The following is a 17,268-nucleotide window of genomic DNA, read 5'->3' on the forward strand; positions in this document are numbered from 1 at the left end:
TGCGGGCCGGTCCCGCGCCGAGCCGTCAGAACCGCATGTCGGCGCGCACGTACCAGTAGCCGCCGCCGGGGATGTCGTAGGTCGAGGCGTCGTAGCCGTTGAGCGAGCAGGACAGGCACAGCGGCGGCTCCTTGCCGAACACGTTGAGCCCGCCGACCGTCAGGTCGAGACCCCGCGCTACGTCCAGCCGGTAGCCGAGCTGCAGGTCGTGGTAGGTGGTGCTGCCGAGGCGGTTGGTGCCGGTCGCGGGATCGCTGCAGGCCGGGAAGGCGGCGGCGTTACCGCAGCCTTCGACCAGGTCGCTGGTGTGGCGCATCGTCCACGCCGCCGAGAACGCACCGAGGCGCCAGTCGAGGGTCAGGTTCGACGACCACTCGGGGATCGCGCTGTCGTTGACCTCGATGCCCACCTGCCGCGGCTGCAGCGAACCGTCCGCGCCGACGGCCTCGTAGCGGCCGACGAAGGTGTTGCGCCAGGTCACGCCGAAGCGCCCGGCGCGCGTCTCGGGCAGGGTCCAGAACAGGTCCACGTCCCAGCCGTCGGTCTTGATCACGCCAAGGTTGGTCAGGCGGTTGCCGAAGCCGTTGATGCCGCCGGTCGGCGCCCGCGTGATGCCGTCGCAGAAGGCGGCGTCCAGCGTCGCCACGCAGAGATCGAGCTGGGTCTGCGCGTCGATGGCCTGGATCGCGCCCTCGATCTCGTGACGATAGAAGGTGACCTCGATGTCGAAGCGCTCGGCGAGGCCGCTCTCCTCGATGAACGTCGGGCTCCACACGAAGCCGGCGCTGAAGCTGTCCGCACGCTCGGGCTCGAGACCGGGATTGCCGCCCGTGGTGATCGAGATCTGGGGGTTGGTCTGCGCGTAGCCCGCCGGGACGCCGAGGGCGGCGCAGTTGGCGGCGTCGCCCGGTGCGGGCTCCCCGTTGGGCCCGAGCGAGCAGGGGTCGATCAGGGTCGCATCGAAGCGGCTGTCGGAGCCGAACAGTTCGCCGATGGAGGGGGCGCGGAAGCCCTTCGCGAAGGTCGAGCGCAGCAGGAACTCGTCGGCGAGCTGCCAGCGCAGGCCGTACTTCGGCGTGAACTCCCCGCCGAAGGTCGAGTAGTCCGAGTAGCGCCCGGCCAGGCTCAGGTCCAGCGCCTTGCCCCAGCCGGAGCCTTCGGCCAGGAGCGGCACGTTGAACTCGGCGAATACCTCGTTGACGTCGTACTTGCCCGAGGTGGGCAGCGACGGCACGCCGTTGTAGTCGCCCGCCACGGTCAGCGGATCGGGCCGGTACCAGCCCTCGTAGCGCCGGTGCTCCACGCCCGCGGCGAAGCCGACGGCGCCGGCCCAGGTCGCGAACAGGTCGCCGGACACGTTGGCCGAGGCCAGCGCCAGCGTGTTCTCGCTCGCGTCACGAACGATGGGCTGGATGTAGGCCAGCATCTCCGGCGTGATCGTGCCGGGTCCCCCGAAGATGTCGAGGGGCACGCAGCCGGCGATGGCCGCGCAGGCGGCGGGGTCGCCCAGGGCGTTGGCGATGTGGCGGATGTTGTAGCTGCCGGTGTTGACCTGCTCGGCACTGTTCTCGCTGTAGGCCAGGTTCACGTCCCAGAACCAGCCGCGGTCGCCGACCTCGAAGCTCCCCTCCAGGCCGGTGCCGAGGTACCAGGTGTCGACCTTCTGCGCATAGCGGCGCGGGCCGCCTTCGACCGGGCGCCGGCCGATCATGATCAGGTTGGTCGCGGAATCGAGGTCGAAGCCGAACGGGTTGTAGGGGTTCGCCCCCGAGATGAAGATGTTGTCCGCCTGCGGATTCCCGGTGCCGGCCTCCGGCCCGAGGAAGATCGGCTCCGGCGCGGCCTGGTTGGCGGACTCGCGCCGGTTGTACAGGGCCTTGGCGTACCAGGTCGTGGTCGGCGAGACGTCGAAGCGGAACTGGCCGAACACGCCCTTCCGCTCGGACGGCGTCAGCAGCAGGTTGTAGGGCGAGAAGTTGAAGCGGTCGGCACCGCCGAAGCAGTGATAATCGTCGGTGCGCGCACAATCCTGCCCGGGCAGGTAGGTAGGGTCGCTGGCCCCGGTGTTCGGCGTGATGTCGTGGGTGATGCCGGTGTTCGGGTCGACGAACATGAAGCGGCCGGTCGGCGTGCCGGAGCTTCCGCCCACCGCCACCGCATCCTCCGGCGACAGGCCCGGGACCGGATACCGCGACTGCGCGCGCGTGCCCGCGCCGATCTCGCGCTGGTCCACGTAGCTCGCACCGACGAACCAGGTGGCGCGGTCGGAACGCCCGCCCCAGCCGAGGTCGATGCTCTTCTGCGCACCGTCCCCCTTGCCGAACTCGCCGTAGTTGACCGTGACCTGCGCACCCTCCATGTCGCGGCGGGTGATGATGTTGACCACGCCGGCGATGGCGTCCGAGCCGTACAGCGAGGACGCACCGTCCTCGAGCACCTCGATGCGGTCGACGATGGCGAGCGGGATGGTGTTGAGGTCGGTGGCCGCGCCCACGCCGGAGGCCGAGGCCTCGTTCACCCAGCGCACGCCGTCGACCAGCACCAGCACGCGCTTTGAACCGAGATGGCGCAGGTCCACCGTGGTGGCGCCCGCACCCACGCCGCTGCCGTCCGGCGGAAAACCGAAGTTGCCGGACGAGTTGAACCTGGTGTTGAGCGCGGAGCCGGAGGCGGTGATCTGCTGGATCACGTCGCCCACCGAGGTCAGGCCGCTGCGGTCGATGTCGGCGCGGGTGAGGGTCTGCACCGGCACCTGGGCCTCGATGTCGGCCCGCTTGATGCGGGTGCCGGTGACCTGGATCTGGTCCAGGCGCGTCGGCGCCTGGGCCTGCGCCTCCAGGACCAGGGTCGCCGGGAGCAGGAGGCAGCCCGCGCGCAGTGCGGCGACGAGCGGACGGGTACGGGCGGAGCGGCGGAAGCTGCGCATGCGGTACATCCCTGTTGACTGGAGGAGGAGAGATCCCGCAGACGCCCCTGTCCGCCCGGGATGGCTTCGTTTGTAAAGAAACCGTAATGCTTCCGCAAGCAGCGGCAGCAGCCTCTTCCGCCCCCGCCCCCGCCCTCAGCCCAAGGCCAGCGAAGCCGCGATGGCGAGCAGGAAGGCCGCGAATACCCGCCGCAGCGCGGCCCCGCCGATCCGGTGCGCCAGCCGCGTGCCCAGCGGCGCGGTGAGAACGGACGCCAGCGCCACGGCGATCGCCGCCGGCAGGTAGACGTAGCCAATGCCGCCGGACGGCAGGCTGCCGGCGGGTGCGTGCGCCATGTAGCCGAGCGCGCCGCCGACGGCGATGAACACGCCGCAGGCGCTGGAGGTGCCCACCGCACGCACCGGCTCGACGCCCCGCGCCACCAGCAGCGGCACGGTCATGCTGCCGCCGCCGATGCCGACCACGGCGGAGACCGCGCCGATGACGCCGCCGGCCGCCCACATCAGCGGCCCGCGCGGCGGTCCCTCGCCCTCGGCCGGCACCCGCGGCCGCCCGAACAGCAGTTGCGCCGCGGCCAGCACGCAGTAGCCGGCGACGATCCAGCGCAGCGCGGCGCCCGGCAGCGCCGTGGCGAACAGACTGCCGAACCAGGCGCCGAGCAGCAGCCCGGGGACCAGGGCGCCGACCGTCCGCCAGAGCACGCTGCCGCGCCGGTGGTGGGCCCGCGCGGACGCGCTTCCGGTGAAGACGACGCTGGCCAGCGCGGTCGCCAGCGCCGCGTGCATGGCCGCCTCCGCCGGGATGCCCAGCGACGGCAGCAGCCAGGCGAGCGCGGCGACCAGGACCAGACCGCCGCCGATGCCCAGCAGCCCCGCCAGCACGCCCGCGACCGCGCCGAGGGCGAGGAAGGCCGGCACCGCCGGCAACCACTCCGGCGTCACGCGGCCTTGCGCCGCTTGAAGTGAAGAAGGCGCTGATCGGGCATCGACTAGACTCTCGGCATGCGCGGACGAACTGCTTTCAAAACAACGACCTTCCTCTTCCTGCTGGCCATCGGCACGAGCCTGGCGACGGCGCGCGTGGACCCGCGCCAGGGCGAAGTGCGCGCGGCCCTTGCCGACGCCGAGCGCGGCACGCTCGACGCGCGCACCGCCGCCGCGCTGGCCGACCATCCGCTGTATCCGTGGATCGAGTACGCCGCCCTGCGACGGGAGCTGCGGCATCTTACCGCCGACCGCGTGCAGGGCTTCCTCGACCGCCATGCCGGCCAGCCGGTGGCCGAGGTGCTGCGCGAGGCCTGGGTCGCCGAGCTGGCGCGCCGCCAGGACTGGAGCGGCTTCCGCGCCTTCTACGTACCGCCGCCGCCCGGGTCGGGGCGCACGCCGAGCGACGCCATGCGCTGCGCCGACCTGGCCGCGCGCCAGGCCACCGGCGCGATGGACGCAGCCTGGTGGCGCGACCTCGAGGCCGCCTGGACCGTGGGCCGCTCCATGCCCGACGCCTGCGACGGCCCCTTCGCCGCGGCCGCGTCCGCGGGGCGGCTCACGCCGGCGCTGCGCTGGGCGCGGATCGAACTGGCCGCCGAGGAAGGCGCCCCCGGGATCATGCGGGTCGCGGCGCGCGGACTGCCGCCGGAGGACGCGGCACTGGCCGCGGACTACGCCGCGTTCATCGAGGCGCCGCACGACCGCGCGGGCGGCTGGCCGCGGACCGAGCGCAGCCGGCGCATCGCGGCGCATGGGCTGGCCCAGCTCGCGCGGCGCGACCCCGACGGCGCCGAGCGGCGCCTGGAACAGCTGGTCGCCGCGCTCGGCATGAGCGAGGCCGACGCCGCCCCCGCGCGCTACCAGATCGCGCTGTGGACGGTCGCCTCCTACCATCCCGGCGCGGCCGAGCGGCTGGCGCGGGTCCCGGAGTCCGCCTACGACGAGCGCCTGCACGAATGGCGCGTGCGCGAGGCGATGGCGCGCCAGGACGACGCCGCCGCGCTCGCGGCCATCGCGCGGATGCCGGAGGCGCAGCGCACCAGCGCGCGCTGGACCTACTTCCAGGCGCGCCTGCTCGAACGCCTCGGCCGCAGCGAGGAGGCGCGCACCGCCTATGCCTACGCCGCCAGCGCCTCGACCTTTCACGGCTTCCTCGCCGCCGACCGCATCGGCGCGCCCTACGCCCTGTGCCCCTGGGAACCGGAGCACCCGGCGGGGCTGGTGCGCGAGATCGAGGGCCACCCCGGCCTCCAGCGCGCCTTCGCGCTCTACCGCATCGACCGCACCGCCTGGGCCACGCGCGAATGGCTGGCGGCGGTCGACGGCTTCGACGACGCCCGCCGGATCGTCGCCCTCGAACTCGCCCAGCGCGACGCCGACTGGTGGGACCGCGCGGTGTTCTCGCTGGGGCCCAACCCCGAGTTCCAGCGCCTCTACACCCTGCGCTTCCCGCTGCACCACGACCGCATCCTGCGCGAGCAGGCCCGCCGCAACGGCCTCGACCCCGCCCTGGTCGCCGCCGACATCCGTGCCGAGAGCGCGTGGATGCCGCGCGCCCGCTCCAGCGCCGACGCGCTCGGCCTGATGCAGCTGCTGCCCTCCACCGCCGAGGCGACGGCGCGCCGCCTCGGCGTGCCCTGGCGCGGGCGCGAGAGCCTGTTCGAGCCGGAGGTCAACCTCACCCTGGGCACCGCCCACCTGCGCTACGAGCTCGACAAGCAGGGCCTGCCCTATCTGGCGATCGCCGCCTACAATGCCGGGCCGGCGCCCGTGGCACGCTGGCTGGCGCAGCGCCCCGACTTCGATCCCGACTTCTGGATCGAGACCGTGACCTACCGCGAGACCCGCGAGTACGTCGCGCGCGTGCTGGCCTTCAGCGTGATCTACGACTGGCGCCTCGAGGGGAGGGCGGTCTCGCTCACCGAGCGGATGGCAGGACGGGCGGCGCCGACGCGGCGCGACCGCGCCTTCGTCTGCCCGGCGACGCAGGCCCGCTGACCCGGCCACTCCGCCACCAGCGACCCAGGCACGTACATGGCTCGACCCAGACGCATCGCCATCCTCGGCGGCACCGGCTTCGTCGGCCGCCATCTCGTCGCGCGCCTGGTCGCGGACGGGCACGACGTCGTGGTGCTGAGCCGCAATCCCTCGGTGCACCCGGACCGCCTGTTCCCGCCGCGCGTGGACGTCGTCCGCTGCGACGTCCACGACCGTGCCGCACTGGCGCGGCGGCTGGCAGGCATGGACGTGGCGATCAACCTGACGGGCATCCTCAACGAGGGCGGCGGCCCGCTGGTGCGAGACTCCGGCAAGGGCTTCGCGCGCGCGCACGTCGAGCTCGCACGCACCCTGACGACCGCATGCCGCGAAGCCGGCGTGGCCCGCCTGCTGCAGATGAGCGCGCTCAACGCGGGGCGCGGCCGCAGCCACTACCTGGCCTCGCGCGGCGAGGCCGAGGCGGTGGTCAGGGCCTCGGGCCTGGCCTGGACGATCTTCCAGCCGTCGGTGATCTTCGGCCGCGGCGACGGCCTGTTCACCCGCTTCGCCCGCCTGCTGCGGCTGAGCCCGGTGCTGCCGCTGGCACGGCCGTACGCGAAATTCGCGCCGGTCTACGTCGGCGACGTGGTCGAGGCCTTCCGCCGCGCCCTGCGCGACCCACGCACCGTCGGCCAGACCTACGAACTCTACGGACCCGAAGTCCTGACCCTGGCGGGGATCGTGCGCCTGACCGCGCGCGCCCTCGGCCTGCGGCGCGCGGTGCTGCCGCTGCCGGACGCCCTCGGCCGCATCCAGGCGGAGATCGGCGAGTGGCTGCCGGGCAAGCCGATCTCGCGGGACAACTTCCGTTCGCTGGGCACCGACGCCGTGGGCGGCGTGGACGGTCTGCACCGGCTGGGCATCGTCCCCACGCCGATCGGCGCGGTGCTGCACGACGTCCTCGGGCGGCCGGACGACCGCCCCGCCCGCCTCGACCGCTACCGCCGTCGCCAGTAGGAACGCCGCATGCCCCGCCTCCCCGTCCTCCTCGTCGCGGCCCTGCTCGCCGCCGGCTGCGCCCCCGCGCCCACGGGCTACCGCCCCGCGCCCGACAACGAGGCCGCCTGCCTCGCCGACGGCGGCACCTGGGCGCGCCACGGGCGCCTCGGCGTGGCCTCCTGCGCGCGCCCCACCCACGATGCCGGCCGCACCTGCCGCGACGGCAGCGAATGCGCGAGCGCCTGCCTGGCGCCCGAGGGCGTGGAACCGGGCACCGCAACCACCGGGACCTGCCACGTCAGCGACCGCCTGTTCGGCTGCCACACCCGGGTCACCGACGGCCACGCCGCGCCCACGATCTGCATCGACTGACATGCGCGCCTACCTCGTCGGCGGCGCGGTGCGCGATGCCCTGCTCGGGCGCCCCCCGGGGGACCGCGACTTCGTCGTGGTCGGCGCCACGCAGGCCGAGATGGAAGCCGCGGGCTTCCGCGCCGTCGGCCGCGACTTCCCGGTGTTCCTGCATCCCGAGACCCACGAGGAGTACGCGCTGGCGCGCACCGAGCGCAAGTCCGGGCGCGGCTACCGCGGCTTCGTGGTCGACGCCGCCCCGTCGGTGACGCTGGAGGAGGATCTCCAGCGGCGGGACTTCACCATCAACGCCATCGCCCGCGACGAGCACGGCGCCCTGGTCGATCCCTACGGCGGCGCGCGCGACATCGAGGCCCGCGTGCTGCGGCACGTCTCGCCGGCCTTCGCCGAGGACCCGGTGCGCATCCTGCGCGCGGGGCGCTTCATGGCGCGCTTCGCGCCGCTCGGCTTCCGGGTGGCGGACGAGACCCTGGCGCTGATGCGCGGCATGGTCGCCGACGGCGAGGCCGACCATCTGGTGCCCGAGCGGGTCTGGCAGGAACTGGTGCGCGCGCTGGCCGAGCCACGGCCCTCCGCCTTCCTCGCCACGCTGCGCGCCTGCGGCGCGCTGGCGCGGGTGCTGCCCGAGGTGGACGCGCTCTACGGGGTGCCGCAGCGCGCCGAGTTCCATCCCGAGGTGGACACCGGCCGCCACCAGGAGCTGGTCAGCGACATGGCGGCGCGCCTCGCGCCGGGCGACGCGCTGATCGGCTTCGCCGCGCTCACGCACGACCTCGGCAAGGCGCTGACGCCCGGGCACGTGCTGCCTCGCCACCTCGGGCACGAGCAGGCCGGGCTCGCGCCGCTGCGCACGCTGTGCGAGCGCCTGCGGGTGCCCGCGGAGTACCGGCAGCTCGCCGAGGTCTGCTGCCGCGAGCACCTCAACGTGCACCGCGTGGCCGAGCTGCGGGCGAGCACCCTGCACGACCTCATCGTGCGCTGCGACGGCTTCCGCAGGCCGGAACGCATCGACCGGCTCGCCACCGTCTGCGAGGCGGACGCGCGCGGGCGCGAGGGCAGCGCCGAGCGGCCCTACCCGCAGGCCGCACTGCTGCGGCGGCTGCACGCCGCCGCCGCGGGGGTGAAGCCGCGCGATCTCGACCTCGAAGGGCTCGCCGGCCCCGCGGTGGGCGAACGCATCCGCAAGGCGCGCATCGCCGCGATCCGCGCGGCGGCGGGCGCGGGAACCTAGCGCCGGGCCAGCCCGGCCGCCAGCGCGCGGTCCAGGCGCACCAGCGCATCGCGCGCCGGCGTCAGCGCCACCAGGGCGCCGAGCAGCACGCCCGCCGCGTTGGCGACGGCGTCGGCCGCATCCATGGAGCGCGTCTCCGGCACGAGGGTGCCCTGCGCGACCTCGATCGCCGCGCCCAGCAGCACCAGCCCGGCCGCCGCCAGCACGCGGCCGCGCACGCTGGCGAACAGCGCCATGGCGTAGGCCGACAGCAGCGCATAGGCCAGCAGGTGGCCGAGCTTGTCCGAGCCCTGCGGCGCCTCGCCCAGGTAGGGCGCGGGCAGCAGCGAGACGGCCACCGTGGCCGCCAGCGCCGCGACCCACAGCCCCGACCACAGGCGGGGCCGCACGAACCGCAGGCTCACAGGCGGTGGCTCAGGTCGCCGACCGCGAAGGCGTGCTCGAGGTCCACGTCGCGCACGAAGCCGATCGCCTGGAAGCGCTCGCCCATCTCCGCCGGCAGGGTCAGCCGCTTGACCTCCTGGGTGCGGCGGTAGCGTGCCGCGGCATCGTCGATGCGCTCGATCGCCGCAAGCTCCTCCTCCAGCCCGTTGGCGAGCAGGAAGCTGGCCTGCGCGCAGTAGCCGGCGTAGTCGAAGCCGGCGTGGGTGCAAGCCTCGGCCACCGCGGTGAAGTCGACGAAGGCCGTGAGGTCCTGCAGCCCCGGCAGATGGAAGGCGTCGCCGTGCGCGCGGTGCCGGTAGTGGCACACCAGGGTGCCGTCGCTGCGCTCCCGCGCATAGAACTCGCGCCGGGCGTAGCCGTAGTCCACGAACAGCAGGGCGCCGCGGGCCAGCGTGCCGGCGATCGCCTGCATCCAGTAGGGCAGCTGCGGCAGCACCTCGGAGCGGTAGCCCTCCGGCAGCGGCCGCTCCAGCCGGCGCTGCACGTTCGCCACCGCCGCGGCGACCAGGGCGTCGGCCGGCCGCGCGTCGCGGACGAAGCCGCCGGCCGCGTCGAGCGCCACGTGCTCCTCCCAGGTCCCGCCGTCGCGGATCTCGAAGCGGGTGGTCGGCAGCGCATCGAGCACCTCGTTGGCGAACAGCACGCCCTCCCAGCGCTCCTGCGGCGGACGGTCGAGCCAGCGCACGCGCGCGGCGACGTCCGGCGGCAGCGTGGCCAGGCGTTCCCGCTGGCGCTCGCGCAGGTCGGCGCTGGGCTCCAGCAGCAGGTACTCGGCAGGCAGGCTGCCCCGCTCCGCCAGGCGCAGCAGAGCATCGTGGGCGAAGGCCCCGGTGCCGCCGCCCAGCTCCAGCACCCGCGCCTCCGGACCGATCTGGGCGAGCACGGGGGCGATGGCGTTCGCGGTGCAGCGCGCGAAGACCGCCCCCAGTTCCGGGGCGGTGACGAAGTCCCCGTCCGCGCCCAGCTTGCGCGCGCCGGCGCTGTAGTAGCCCAGGCCCGGCGCGTACAGGACCAGCTCCATGTAGCGCGAGAACGGGATGCTGCCGCCGGCGGCGGCGATCTCCGCGCGGATGGCCTCGACCAGGCGCGCGCTGTGCGCGGCTTGGTCGGCGTCGGGGGGCGGCAGGGCGACGGACATGCGGGCTCCGGGAGCGAAACGCTGCAGGATAGCGCGCGCGGACGCGGCACCGGCGCGACCCGGCACCCCGCGTTTCGCCCCCGGTTCACCCGCAGCGCAGGAGACTCGCAGCACATGGGCACGCCTTCCTCCCGACGCCGGCGCGGACTGCCGCTCGAGATCCACGACGCGGCCGACGACGGCACCGGCGAACTCCAGCGCCGCATCACCGATGCCGTCACCGGCCTGCTCGGCCGCACGCCGTACAGCAGCGAACCGGCCAGCGCGGTTCCGCGGCTGCGCTCGCAGGCCATCGCCGACGCCGCCGCGCGTCGCGCAGGCGTGCTCGCGGGCTCGCTGTCGCTGCCGCCGGGTCCCATGGGCTGGATGACGGTGCTGCCGGAGCTCTACGCGATCTGGAACATCCAGTCGCAGATGGTCGCCGACATCGCCGCGGCGCACGGGCAGCACTGGCGCCTGGGCCGCGAGCAGATGCTGTTCTGCCTGTTCCGGCACACCGCCGCCCAGGCCTTCCGCGACTTCGCGGTGCGCGCCGGGCAGCGCTGGCTGATCCAGAGCGCAACCCAGGAGGCGCTGGTGCGCGCCGTCCGCCACGTCGGCGTGCACCTGTCCCGCCGCGCGCTCACCCGCGGCGTCTCGCGCTGGGTGCCGCTGCTGGGCGCGGTGGGCGTGGGTGCCTACGCCTGGTACGACACCCGCGAGGTCGCGCGCACCGCCATCGAACTGTTCTCGCAGGAGGACGTCCGCGACATCGAGCTGCCCCGGACGTCCTGACCCGGCCTCACCCGTGCCGGACCGGAGAGGCGAGCACCATCCTCGCTCCCCCCTTCTCCTCCCTTCCCCCTACTCCCCGGCATCACCCGGCTCCTCCTCCGCGGACAGTGGAGGAGGGTTGGGGGCGCTTCGGCGAGGCGCGAGAGATCAGGAGCGGGAAACGAGTGGCGGGTGCACGCGCTCGTCCTCGCTCCTCGCTCCTCTCCGCTCACTCCTCGAGCAGCGCGCTCAGGCCTGCGGCACGTCCGCCGCGCGCTCGGCGCCGCCGGGTGCGACCGCGTCGCGCGCCGCCAGGGCGCTGCCGCCCTGCTCGCCCAGCATGCGGAAGTCCGCGCCCGTCGGCGGCTGGAACACGCGCAGCCCGAACTCCGGGAGGATCGCCAGCAGATGGTCGAAGATGTCCGACTGCACGCCCTCGTAGACCGCCCAGGCGGTGCTCGAGGTGAAGCAGTAGATCTCGATCGGCAGCCCGTTCGGGCCCGGGTCGAGCTGGCGCACCAGCAGGGTCAGGTCCTGGTTGATGCCGGGGTGCTGGCGCAGGTAGCACTCGACGTAGGCGCGGAAGGTGCCGAGGTTGGTCACCCGGCGGGTGTTCACCAGGTCCTGACCACGCTCGCCCAGGGTGGCGTTCCACGCATCGATCTCGGCCTGCTTGCGGTCCAGGTAGGCGTCGATCAGCGCGAAGCGGTGCATGCGCCGGCGCTCGTCGGCGTCGAGGAAGCGCACGCTGGTCTGGTCGATGAACAGCGAACGCTTGATCCGGCGGCCGCCGGATTCGCTCATGCCGCGCCAGTTCTTGAAGGTGTCGGTGATGAGCTTGTTGGTCGGGATGACCGTGATGGTCTTGTCCCAGTTCTGCACGGTGACCGTGTGCAGGGAGATGTCGATGACGTCGCCGTCGGCGTTGAGCGAGGGCATCTCGATCCAGTCGCCGACCCGCACCATGTCGTAGGAGGCGACCTGCACGCTGGCGACCAGCGACAGGATGGTGTTCTGGAACACCAGCATCAGCACCGCGGCCATGGCGCCCAGGCCGGCCAGCAGGGTGAACACGTCGCGCTGCATGAAGGTGCCCACGATCATCAGCGCGCACACCGCGAACAGGATGATCTTGACCAGCTGCAGATAGCCCTTGATCGGCTTGCTGCGCGCGTCCGGGCGGCGCTGGTAGATGGTGTTGACCACGTCCAGCGCCGCGCTGAGCGTCAGCACCAGGGCCAGGAACACGAAGGCCTGGGCGAGGTTCTGGATCAGCAGCGTCAGCCGCGGCGGCAGGTGCGGCACCAGGCCCACGCCGGCCTGGATCACCAGCGCCGGGACCACGTTGGCGAGGCGGTCCACCACGCGGTGGTGGCCCAGCGCGCCCTCGCGGAAGAACGGCATGCGGTGCGCGAGGCCGCGCAGCCCGCGCAGGATCACGTGGCGCGTGAGCCAGTTGGCCAGCCCGGCGACGAGGAACAGCAGCACCAGGCCCAGCAGGGCCTGCAGCCAGGGATAGGGTTCGAGCCAGCCCAGTGCGGGCGCGAGATCGATGTCGGTCATGGGAGCGGACGACGGAAGAAGTGGAAGCGATGCGCGCGCGGGCCGGGGCGAGCGTGCGCGGACCGCCGTGGAGGCGGTGCGCAGAGCCTAGCAGGCGCGGCACGCGAGCTCGGCGACACGGCACAATGCGGCGCATGGCCTTCACCGCTCCCGTCGCCCTCGTCACCGGCGCCGCACGTCGCATCGGCGCGGCGATCGCGCGCCGCCTGCATGCCGACGGCCACGCGCTCGCCCTGCACTACCGCCGCCCCGGTCCCGAGCTCGACGCGCTGCTCGCGGCGTTCGAGGCCGCGCGCCCCGGCAGCGCGGTTGCGCTGCAGGCGGACCTGCGCGAGCCGCAGGCCTGCGAGCGGCTGGTGGCGGAGGCGCAGGCGCGGCTGGGCCGGCTGGACGCGCTGGTCAACAACGCCTCCGCGTTCGCCGTGGCGCCGCTGGAGGCCAGCGACGCGGCGCTGTTCGACGCGCAGTTCGCGGTCAATGCGCGCGCGCCCTTCCTGCTCGCGCGTGCGGCCGCGCCCTTCCTGCGCGCGCAGCGCGGTGCGATCGTGAACGTCGCCGACGTCTACGCGGCGCAGCCGCGGCCCGACGCCATCGCCTACTCCGCCTCCAAGGCCGCGCTGGTCGCCATCACCCAGGGGCTGGCGGGCGCGCTCGCGCCCGAGGTGCGGGTGAACGCGGTAGCGCCCGGGGCGATCCTCTGGCCGGACGGCGAGAGCGGCAGCGGCGACCGCGAGGCCATCCTCGCGCGCACCGCGCTCGGCCGCCGCGGAAGCCCGGAGGACATCGCCGACGCGGTGGCGTGGCTGCTGCGCGCGCCCTTCGTCACCGGGCAGGTCGTGCGCGTGGACGGCGGACGGGCGCTCACCGCCTGAGCGGCACCGCCGTCGTCAGAGGACCAGGTCGATCCGCTGCAGGCGGTCGTGCCCGCCCATCTCCGCCCACAGCGCGGCGAGCGTGCGACCCAGGGTCGGATGCACGAGCCCGGGTGCCAGGTCGACCATCGGGCCGAGCACGAAGGCCTGCCCGGCGAGGTCCGGCCGGGGCAGTTCGAGGTGGCCCGGCCCGCGCAGGACGCGGTCGTCGTAGAGCAGCAGGTCGATGTCCAGGCTGCGGCTGGAGAAGCGCGGCACGTCGCGGCGACGGCCGTGCGCGTCCTCGATGGCGTGCAGGCGCGCGTCGAGCGCGACCGGATCCAGGGCGGTCTCGATCCGCGCGGCGGCGTTGAGGAAGGGATCGCCCTCGAAGCCGACGGCCGCGCTGCGGTAGACGGGCGACACCTCGACCGTGCCGAAGGCCTCGCGCAGCGCCGCCACGCCGGCGCGCAGGTGGTGCTCCGGCGCCACGTTGCTGCCGAGGCTGAGCCAGGCGACGGCCATCGTCAGGCGCCCGCGCGCGTGCCGCGCTCGATGATCACGCCCACCGCCTTCGAGCCGGTGACCGCGCCCGGCTTGGACAGCCTGAGCCGCAGCCAGGACACGCCGAACTCCTCGCGCACGATGGCCGCGCAGCGCTCGGCCAGGGTCTCCACCAGGCCGAATTCGGACGCCTCCACGAAGGCGATGAGGCGCTTCGCCACGGCCTTGTAGTCGAGGGTGTCGCCGATGGCGTCGGTGGCGGCGGGGACCGTGTTGTCGAAGGCCATCTCGAGATCGATCGCGACCGTCTGGCGGATGGTCCGCTCCCAGTCGTAGATCCCGATGACCGTCTCGATCCGCAGATCCTCGATGAACACCACATCCATACACCCACCCTCACGAAGGCCGACACGACCCGCCGCGGCGGCGGGGGCGGAGAGTGTACGTGCAGGCCGCGACGCGGCGGATCAGGCCACGGCGGGCAGGGCGGTCATGTCCCAGCGCGGCCGCACCTGCACCGCGGCGTCCGCGTGCTGCCCCGCCTCCAGGCGCAGGGCGCCGGCGAAGGCGATCATCGCGCCGTTGTCGGTGCACAGCGCCGGCGGCGGGAAGCACACACGGCCGCCGCGCGCGCGCATCGCCGCGTCGAGGGCCGCGCGCAGGCGCAGGTTGGCGCCGACGCCCCCGGCCACCACCAGGGTGTCCACGTCGGTCGCCTCGACCGCGCGCAGGCACTTGATCGCAAGCGTCTCGACCACCGCGTCCTCGAACCCGCGCGCGATGTCGGCGCGCGTGGCCGCGCTGCCGTCGCTCCGCTGCCAGGCGAGCAGCACCTGGGTCTTGAGGCCGGAGAAGCTGAAGTCGAGCCCGGGGCGGTCGGTCATCGGCCGCGCGAAGCGGAAGCGCTCCGGCCTGCCCTCGCCCGCCAGCCGGGCGAGCTCCGGCCCGCCCGGATAGGGCAGGCCCATGAGCTTGGCGGTCTTGTCGAAGGCCTCGCCGGCGGCGTCGTCCAGGGTCTCGCCGAGCAGACGGTAGCGGCCGATGGCCTCCACGTGCACCAGCTGGGTGTGGCCGCCCGACACCAGCAGGGCCACGAAGGGCGGGGCCGGCGGCGCGGCCATCGCCGCCTCGCCGTCGATGCGCATCAGCGGCGCCAGCAGGTGTCCCTCCATGTGGTGCACGCCGATGGCCGGGACCTCCAGCGCCCACGCGAGGGCGCGCGCGACGCCGGCGCCGACCAGCAGCGCGCCCACCAGGCCCGGCCCGGCGGTGTAGGCGACGCCCTCGACCTCGCGCAGCGCAATGCCCGCCTCGTCGAGGGTCTGCCGGACCAGCGGCAGCAGCTTGCGCACGTGGTCGCGGCTGGCCAGCTCCGGCACCACGCCGCCGTACTCGGCGTGCAGGGCGACCTGGCTGTAGACCGCGTGCGCGCGCAGCCCGCGGGCGGTGTCGTAGACGGCGACGCCGGTCTCGTCGCAGGAGCTTTCGATGCCGAGAACGATCATGGGGGGTCCGGAGGAGGCAGGAGACGGCCCGGGACAGGGCGACCGCGCCGCGGTTGAACCGGGCGCGTGGGGTCGCTATCATAGCCGGCTCGCCCGCATCCTACGGGCGAAACACCCGAACCGAACACATACTCATGCCGAACGTCAAAGTCCGCGAGAACGAGCCCTTCGAATTCGCCCTCCGTCGCTTCAAGCGCACCTGCGAGAAGGCCGGCATCATTGCCGAGACCCGCAAGCGCGAGTTCTACGAGAAGCCGACCCAGGAGCGCAAGCGCAAGGCTGCCGCCGCGGTGAAGCGCCACCTGCGTCGCGTCTCGCGCGACGTCACCAAGCGCCAGCGCCAGTACTGATCCAGCGGCTTCGCGCGCGGTCCGGCAAGGTCCGGGCTGCCGCTGCGTAGCGCTTCGAGAAGCCGGCACGCGCAAGCGTTGCCGGCTTCTTGTGCTTCCACCCCCGGCCGGAGATTCCCCATGTCCATGAAGCAGCGCCTCACCGACGACATGAAGGCCGCGATGAAGGCGGGCGAGAAGGATCGCCTGGGCGTCATCCGCCTGATCAACGCGGCGATCAAGCAGCGCGAGGTCGACGAGCGCATCGCGCTCGACGACGCGCAGGTCCTGGCCGTGCTCGAGAAGATGGTGAAGCAGCGCAAGGACTCGATCGCCCAGTACGAGGCCGCCGGCCGCGAGGACCTGGCCGGGGTCGAGCGCGCCGAGCTCGCCGTGATCCAGGGCTACCTCCCCGAGCCGCTCGGCGACGCCGAGCTGGATGCACTGATCGACGCCGCCATCGCCGAGGCCGGCACCGCCGGGCCGCAGGCGATGGGCAAGGTCATGGCGGCGGTGAAGGCCGCTGCCGCGGGCCGCGCCGACATGGGCGCGGTCTCGCAGCGGGTCAAGGCGCGCCTGGCCGGCTGACGCCGCGGTAGCGCGCCCGCCCGCGGCGGGCGCCCGGCGCGGAGCGACGCGCCCTTGTCGCCCGGTCCGCCACGCTGTCCCCAGGTCCGTGAGGGGAGTGGCGATGGCGGCACGATGGGAATCATTGCGGGACCGCGCCCGCGCCTGCGGCGACTGGTTCCGGCGCAGCCCGATGGGCGAGTTCGCCACGCGCTTCGGCGAGTACGAACTGCTCTCGCACGCGGCCGCGCTGGCCTTCTACGCCCTGCTGTCGCTGGCGCCCCTGGTGGTCATCGTGCTGTGGATCACGGCGTCGCTGTATCCGCCGGCGCAGGAGGAGTTCTTCCGCCAGATCCAGATCCTCGCCGGCCCCGAGGCCGAGAGCACGGCGCGCATGGTGGTCCGCAACGCGGAGGCGCAGCCGACGCTGGGCTCGCTGGCGGGCTGGATCAGCATCGGCACCCTGCTGTTCGGCGCCTCCATCGTCTTCGCCCAGCTGCAGACCACGCTCAACCGCATCTTCGCGGCCGACGGCGAGGTCCTGGCCGGCATGCTGGCCTGGCTGCGCAAGCGGGTGATCTCGTTCGGGATCGTGTTCTCGCTGTCGTTCCTGCTGATCGTCTCCATGATCGCGCAGGCGCTGCTGCAGCTCGTCTTCGCCGGCATTCCCAGCCTGTGGCCGACCGTCGCCACGGGCTTCACCCTGGTCGTCTACGCCCTCGCCTTCGCAGCGATCTACCACCTGCTGCCGGACCGCGTGCTGGACTGGCGGCTCAGCCTGCTGGGCGGCTTCGCCACGGCCCTGCTGGTCACCCTCGGACGGATCGGCATCGGCCTCTACCTCGGCCGCAGCACGCTCGGCTCGGTCTACGGCCCGGCCGGCGGCGTGGTGATCATGCTGCTGTGGATCTACTACGCCGGCGCGGTGTTCTACATCGGCGCGCTCGCCACCTCGATCCTGCAGCACCGCCTGCGCCGCCCCGCCCCGAAGGCACTGCACTGACGCCCCCAGTTCCCTGCCCGCTTCCCGCTTCCCGCTTCCCGCTTCCCGCTTCCCGCCCCAAGCCCAAGCCCAAGCCCAAGCCCCAGCCCGAACTCCGACCGCCCCCACCTGCCACCCAA

17 protein-coding genes are annotated in these 17,268 nt (G+C 73.6%); 9 read left to right on the forward strand and 8 right to left on the reverse strand.

Annotated features, from left to right (window positions below):
- Positions 1-25: 25 nt before the first annotated feature.
- Positions 26-2,926: a TonB-dependent receptor plug domain-containing protein gene (locus ACFO3Q_RS09260; RefSeq protein ID WP_377004386.1), complete on the reverse strand. Its 2,901-nt coding sequence runs from the start codon at positions 2,924-2,926 to the stop codon at positions 26-28.
- Between the two features lie 135 nt (positions 2,927-3,061).
- Complete coding sequence (locus ACFO3Q_RS09265) at positions 3,062-3,868, reverse strand: sulfite exporter TauE/SafE family protein (protein WP_377004387.1); 807 nt, start codon at positions 3,866-3,868, stop codon at positions 3,062-3,064.
- A gap of 60 nt (positions 3,869-3,928) precedes the next feature.
- Here ACFO3Q_RS09265 and ACFO3Q_RS09270 point away from each other — a divergent pair, with 60 nt between their 5' ends.
- From ACFO3Q_RS09270 to ACFO3Q_RS09285, 4 genes are read left to right on the forward strand one after another with little or no spacing between them, the layout of a single operon-like run.
- Complete coding sequence (locus ACFO3Q_RS09270) at positions 3,929-5,911, forward strand: transglycosylase SLT domain-containing protein (RefSeq protein WP_377004388.1); 1,983 nt, start codon at positions 3,929-3,931, stop codon at positions 5,909-5,911.
- Between the two features lie 36 nt (positions 5,912-5,947).
- Positions 5,948-6,907 (forward strand): complex I NDUFA9 subunit family protein, encoded by a 960-nt coding sequence (locus ACFO3Q_RS09275; RefSeq protein ID WP_377004389.1) that lies wholly within the window; start codon positions 5,948-5,950, stop codon positions 6,905-6,907.
- Positions 6,908-6,916: 9 nt separating this feature from the next.
- Positions 6,917-7,261 carry a hypothetical protein gene (locus tag ACFO3Q_RS09280; protein ID WP_377004390.1) on the forward strand — a complete coding sequence of 115 codons (345 nt, stop codon included), beginning with the start codon at positions 6,917-6,919 and terminating at the stop codon, positions 7,259-7,261.
- Between the two features lies 1 nt (position 7,262).
- Entirely contained in the window at positions 7,263-8,492 is a 1,230-nt protein-coding gene (locus ACFO3Q_RS09285; RefSeq protein ID WP_377004391.1) for a multifunctional CCA addition/repair protein, read from the forward strand.
- On the opposite strand, the gene ACFO3Q_RS09290 is transcribed toward ACFO3Q_RS09285, so the two are convergent.
- Together ACFO3Q_RS09290 and ACFO3Q_RS09295 are read right to left on the reverse strand one after the other, a co-directional pair.
- Positions 8,489-8,896 (reverse strand): VanZ family protein, encoded by a 408-nt coding sequence (locus tag ACFO3Q_RS09290; RefSeq protein WP_377004392.1) that lies wholly within the window; start codon positions 8,894-8,896, stop codon positions 8,489-8,491. The two genes, ACFO3Q_RS09285 and ACFO3Q_RS09290, sit on opposite strands and share 4 nt — an antisense overlap.
- Complete coding sequence (locus ACFO3Q_RS09295) at positions 8,893-10,074, reverse strand: class I SAM-dependent methyltransferase (protein ID WP_377004393.1); 1,182 nt, start codon at positions 10,072-10,074, stop codon at positions 8,893-8,895. The genes ACFO3Q_RS09290 and ACFO3Q_RS09295 overlap by 4 nt, the downstream gene beginning before the upstream one ends.
- 114 nt (positions 10,075-10,188) lie before the next feature.
- On the opposite strand from ACFO3Q_RS09295, the gene ACFO3Q_RS09300 reads away from it, so the two are divergent.
- A complete protein-coding gene (locus ACFO3Q_RS09300) occupies positions 10,189-10,848 on the forward strand; it encodes a hypothetical protein (protein WP_377004394.1) in 660 nt (219 codons plus the stop codon).
- A 228-nt stretch (positions 10,849-11,076) separates the two neighbouring features.
- On the opposite strand, the gene ACFO3Q_RS09305 is transcribed toward ACFO3Q_RS09300, so the two are convergent.
- Positions 11,077-12,390: a mechanosensitive ion channel family protein gene (locus ACFO3Q_RS09305; protein WP_377004395.1), complete on the reverse strand. Its 1,314-nt coding sequence runs from the start codon at positions 12,388-12,390 to the stop codon at positions 11,077-11,079.
- 134 nt (positions 12,391-12,524) lie between these two features.
- On the opposite strand from ACFO3Q_RS09305, the gene ACFO3Q_RS09310 reads away from it, so the two are divergent.
- Positions 12,525-13,262, forward strand: a complete 738-nt coding sequence (locus ACFO3Q_RS09310; protein WP_377004396.1) for a pteridine reductase — start codon at positions 12,525-12,527, stop codon at positions 13,260-13,262.
- A 15-nt stretch (positions 13,263-13,277) separates the two neighbouring features.
- Here the strand turns inward: ACFO3Q_RS09310 and folK are convergent, their stop codons facing one another.
- The 3 genes from folK to tsaD form a co-directional block, all read right to left on the reverse strand.
- Positions 13,278-13,766, reverse strand: a complete 489-nt coding sequence (folK, locus tag ACFO3Q_RS09315) for a 2-amino-4-hydroxy-6-hydroxymethyldihydropteridine diphosphokinase (RefSeq protein WP_377004397.1) — start codon at positions 13,764-13,766, stop codon at positions 13,278-13,280.
- A 2-nt stretch (positions 13,767-13,768) separates the two neighbouring features.
- Positions 13,769-14,131, reverse strand: coding sequence for a dihydroneopterin aldolase (gene folB, locus ACFO3Q_RS09320; protein WP_377004398.1), 363 nt, complete (start codon positions 14,129-14,131; stop codon positions 13,769-13,771).
- Positions 14,132-14,212: 81 nt separating this feature from the next.
- Entirely contained in the window at positions 14,213-15,250 is a 1,038-nt protein-coding gene (tsaD, locus tag ACFO3Q_RS09325) for a tRNA (adenosine(37)-N6)-threonylcarbamoyltransferase complex transferase subunit TsaD (RefSeq protein ID WP_377004399.1), read from the reverse strand.
- Positions 15,251-15,384: 134 nt separating this feature from the next.
- On the opposite strand from tsaD, the gene rpsU reads away from it, so the two are divergent.
- The 3 genes from rpsU (at position 15,385) to ACFO3Q_RS09340 (ending at position 17,149) form a co-directional block, all read left to right on the forward strand.
- A complete protein-coding gene (rpsU, locus tag ACFO3Q_RS09330; protein ID WP_377004400.1) occupies positions 15,385-15,600 on the forward strand; it encodes a 30S ribosomal protein S21 in 216 nt (71 codons plus the stop codon).
- A 120-nt stretch (positions 15,601-15,720) separates the two neighbouring features.
- Complete coding sequence (locus tag ACFO3Q_RS09335) at positions 15,721-16,167, forward strand: GatB/YqeY domain-containing protein (RefSeq protein ID WP_377004401.1); 447 nt, start codon at positions 15,721-15,723, stop codon at positions 16,165-16,167.
- Between the two features lie 124 nt (positions 16,168-16,291).
- A complete protein-coding gene (locus tag ACFO3Q_RS09340; RefSeq protein ID WP_377004402.1) occupies positions 16,292-17,149 on the forward strand; it encodes a YihY/virulence factor BrkB family protein in 858 nt (285 codons plus the stop codon).
- Positions 17,150-17,268 lie beyond the last annotated feature (119 nt).

Source organism: Coralloluteibacterium thermophilum (assembly GCF_042654365.1).
GTDB classification, from domain to species: Bacteria; Pseudomonadota; Gammaproteobacteria; order Xanthomonadales; family Xanthomonadaceae; genus Coralloluteibacterium; species Coralloluteibacterium thermophilum.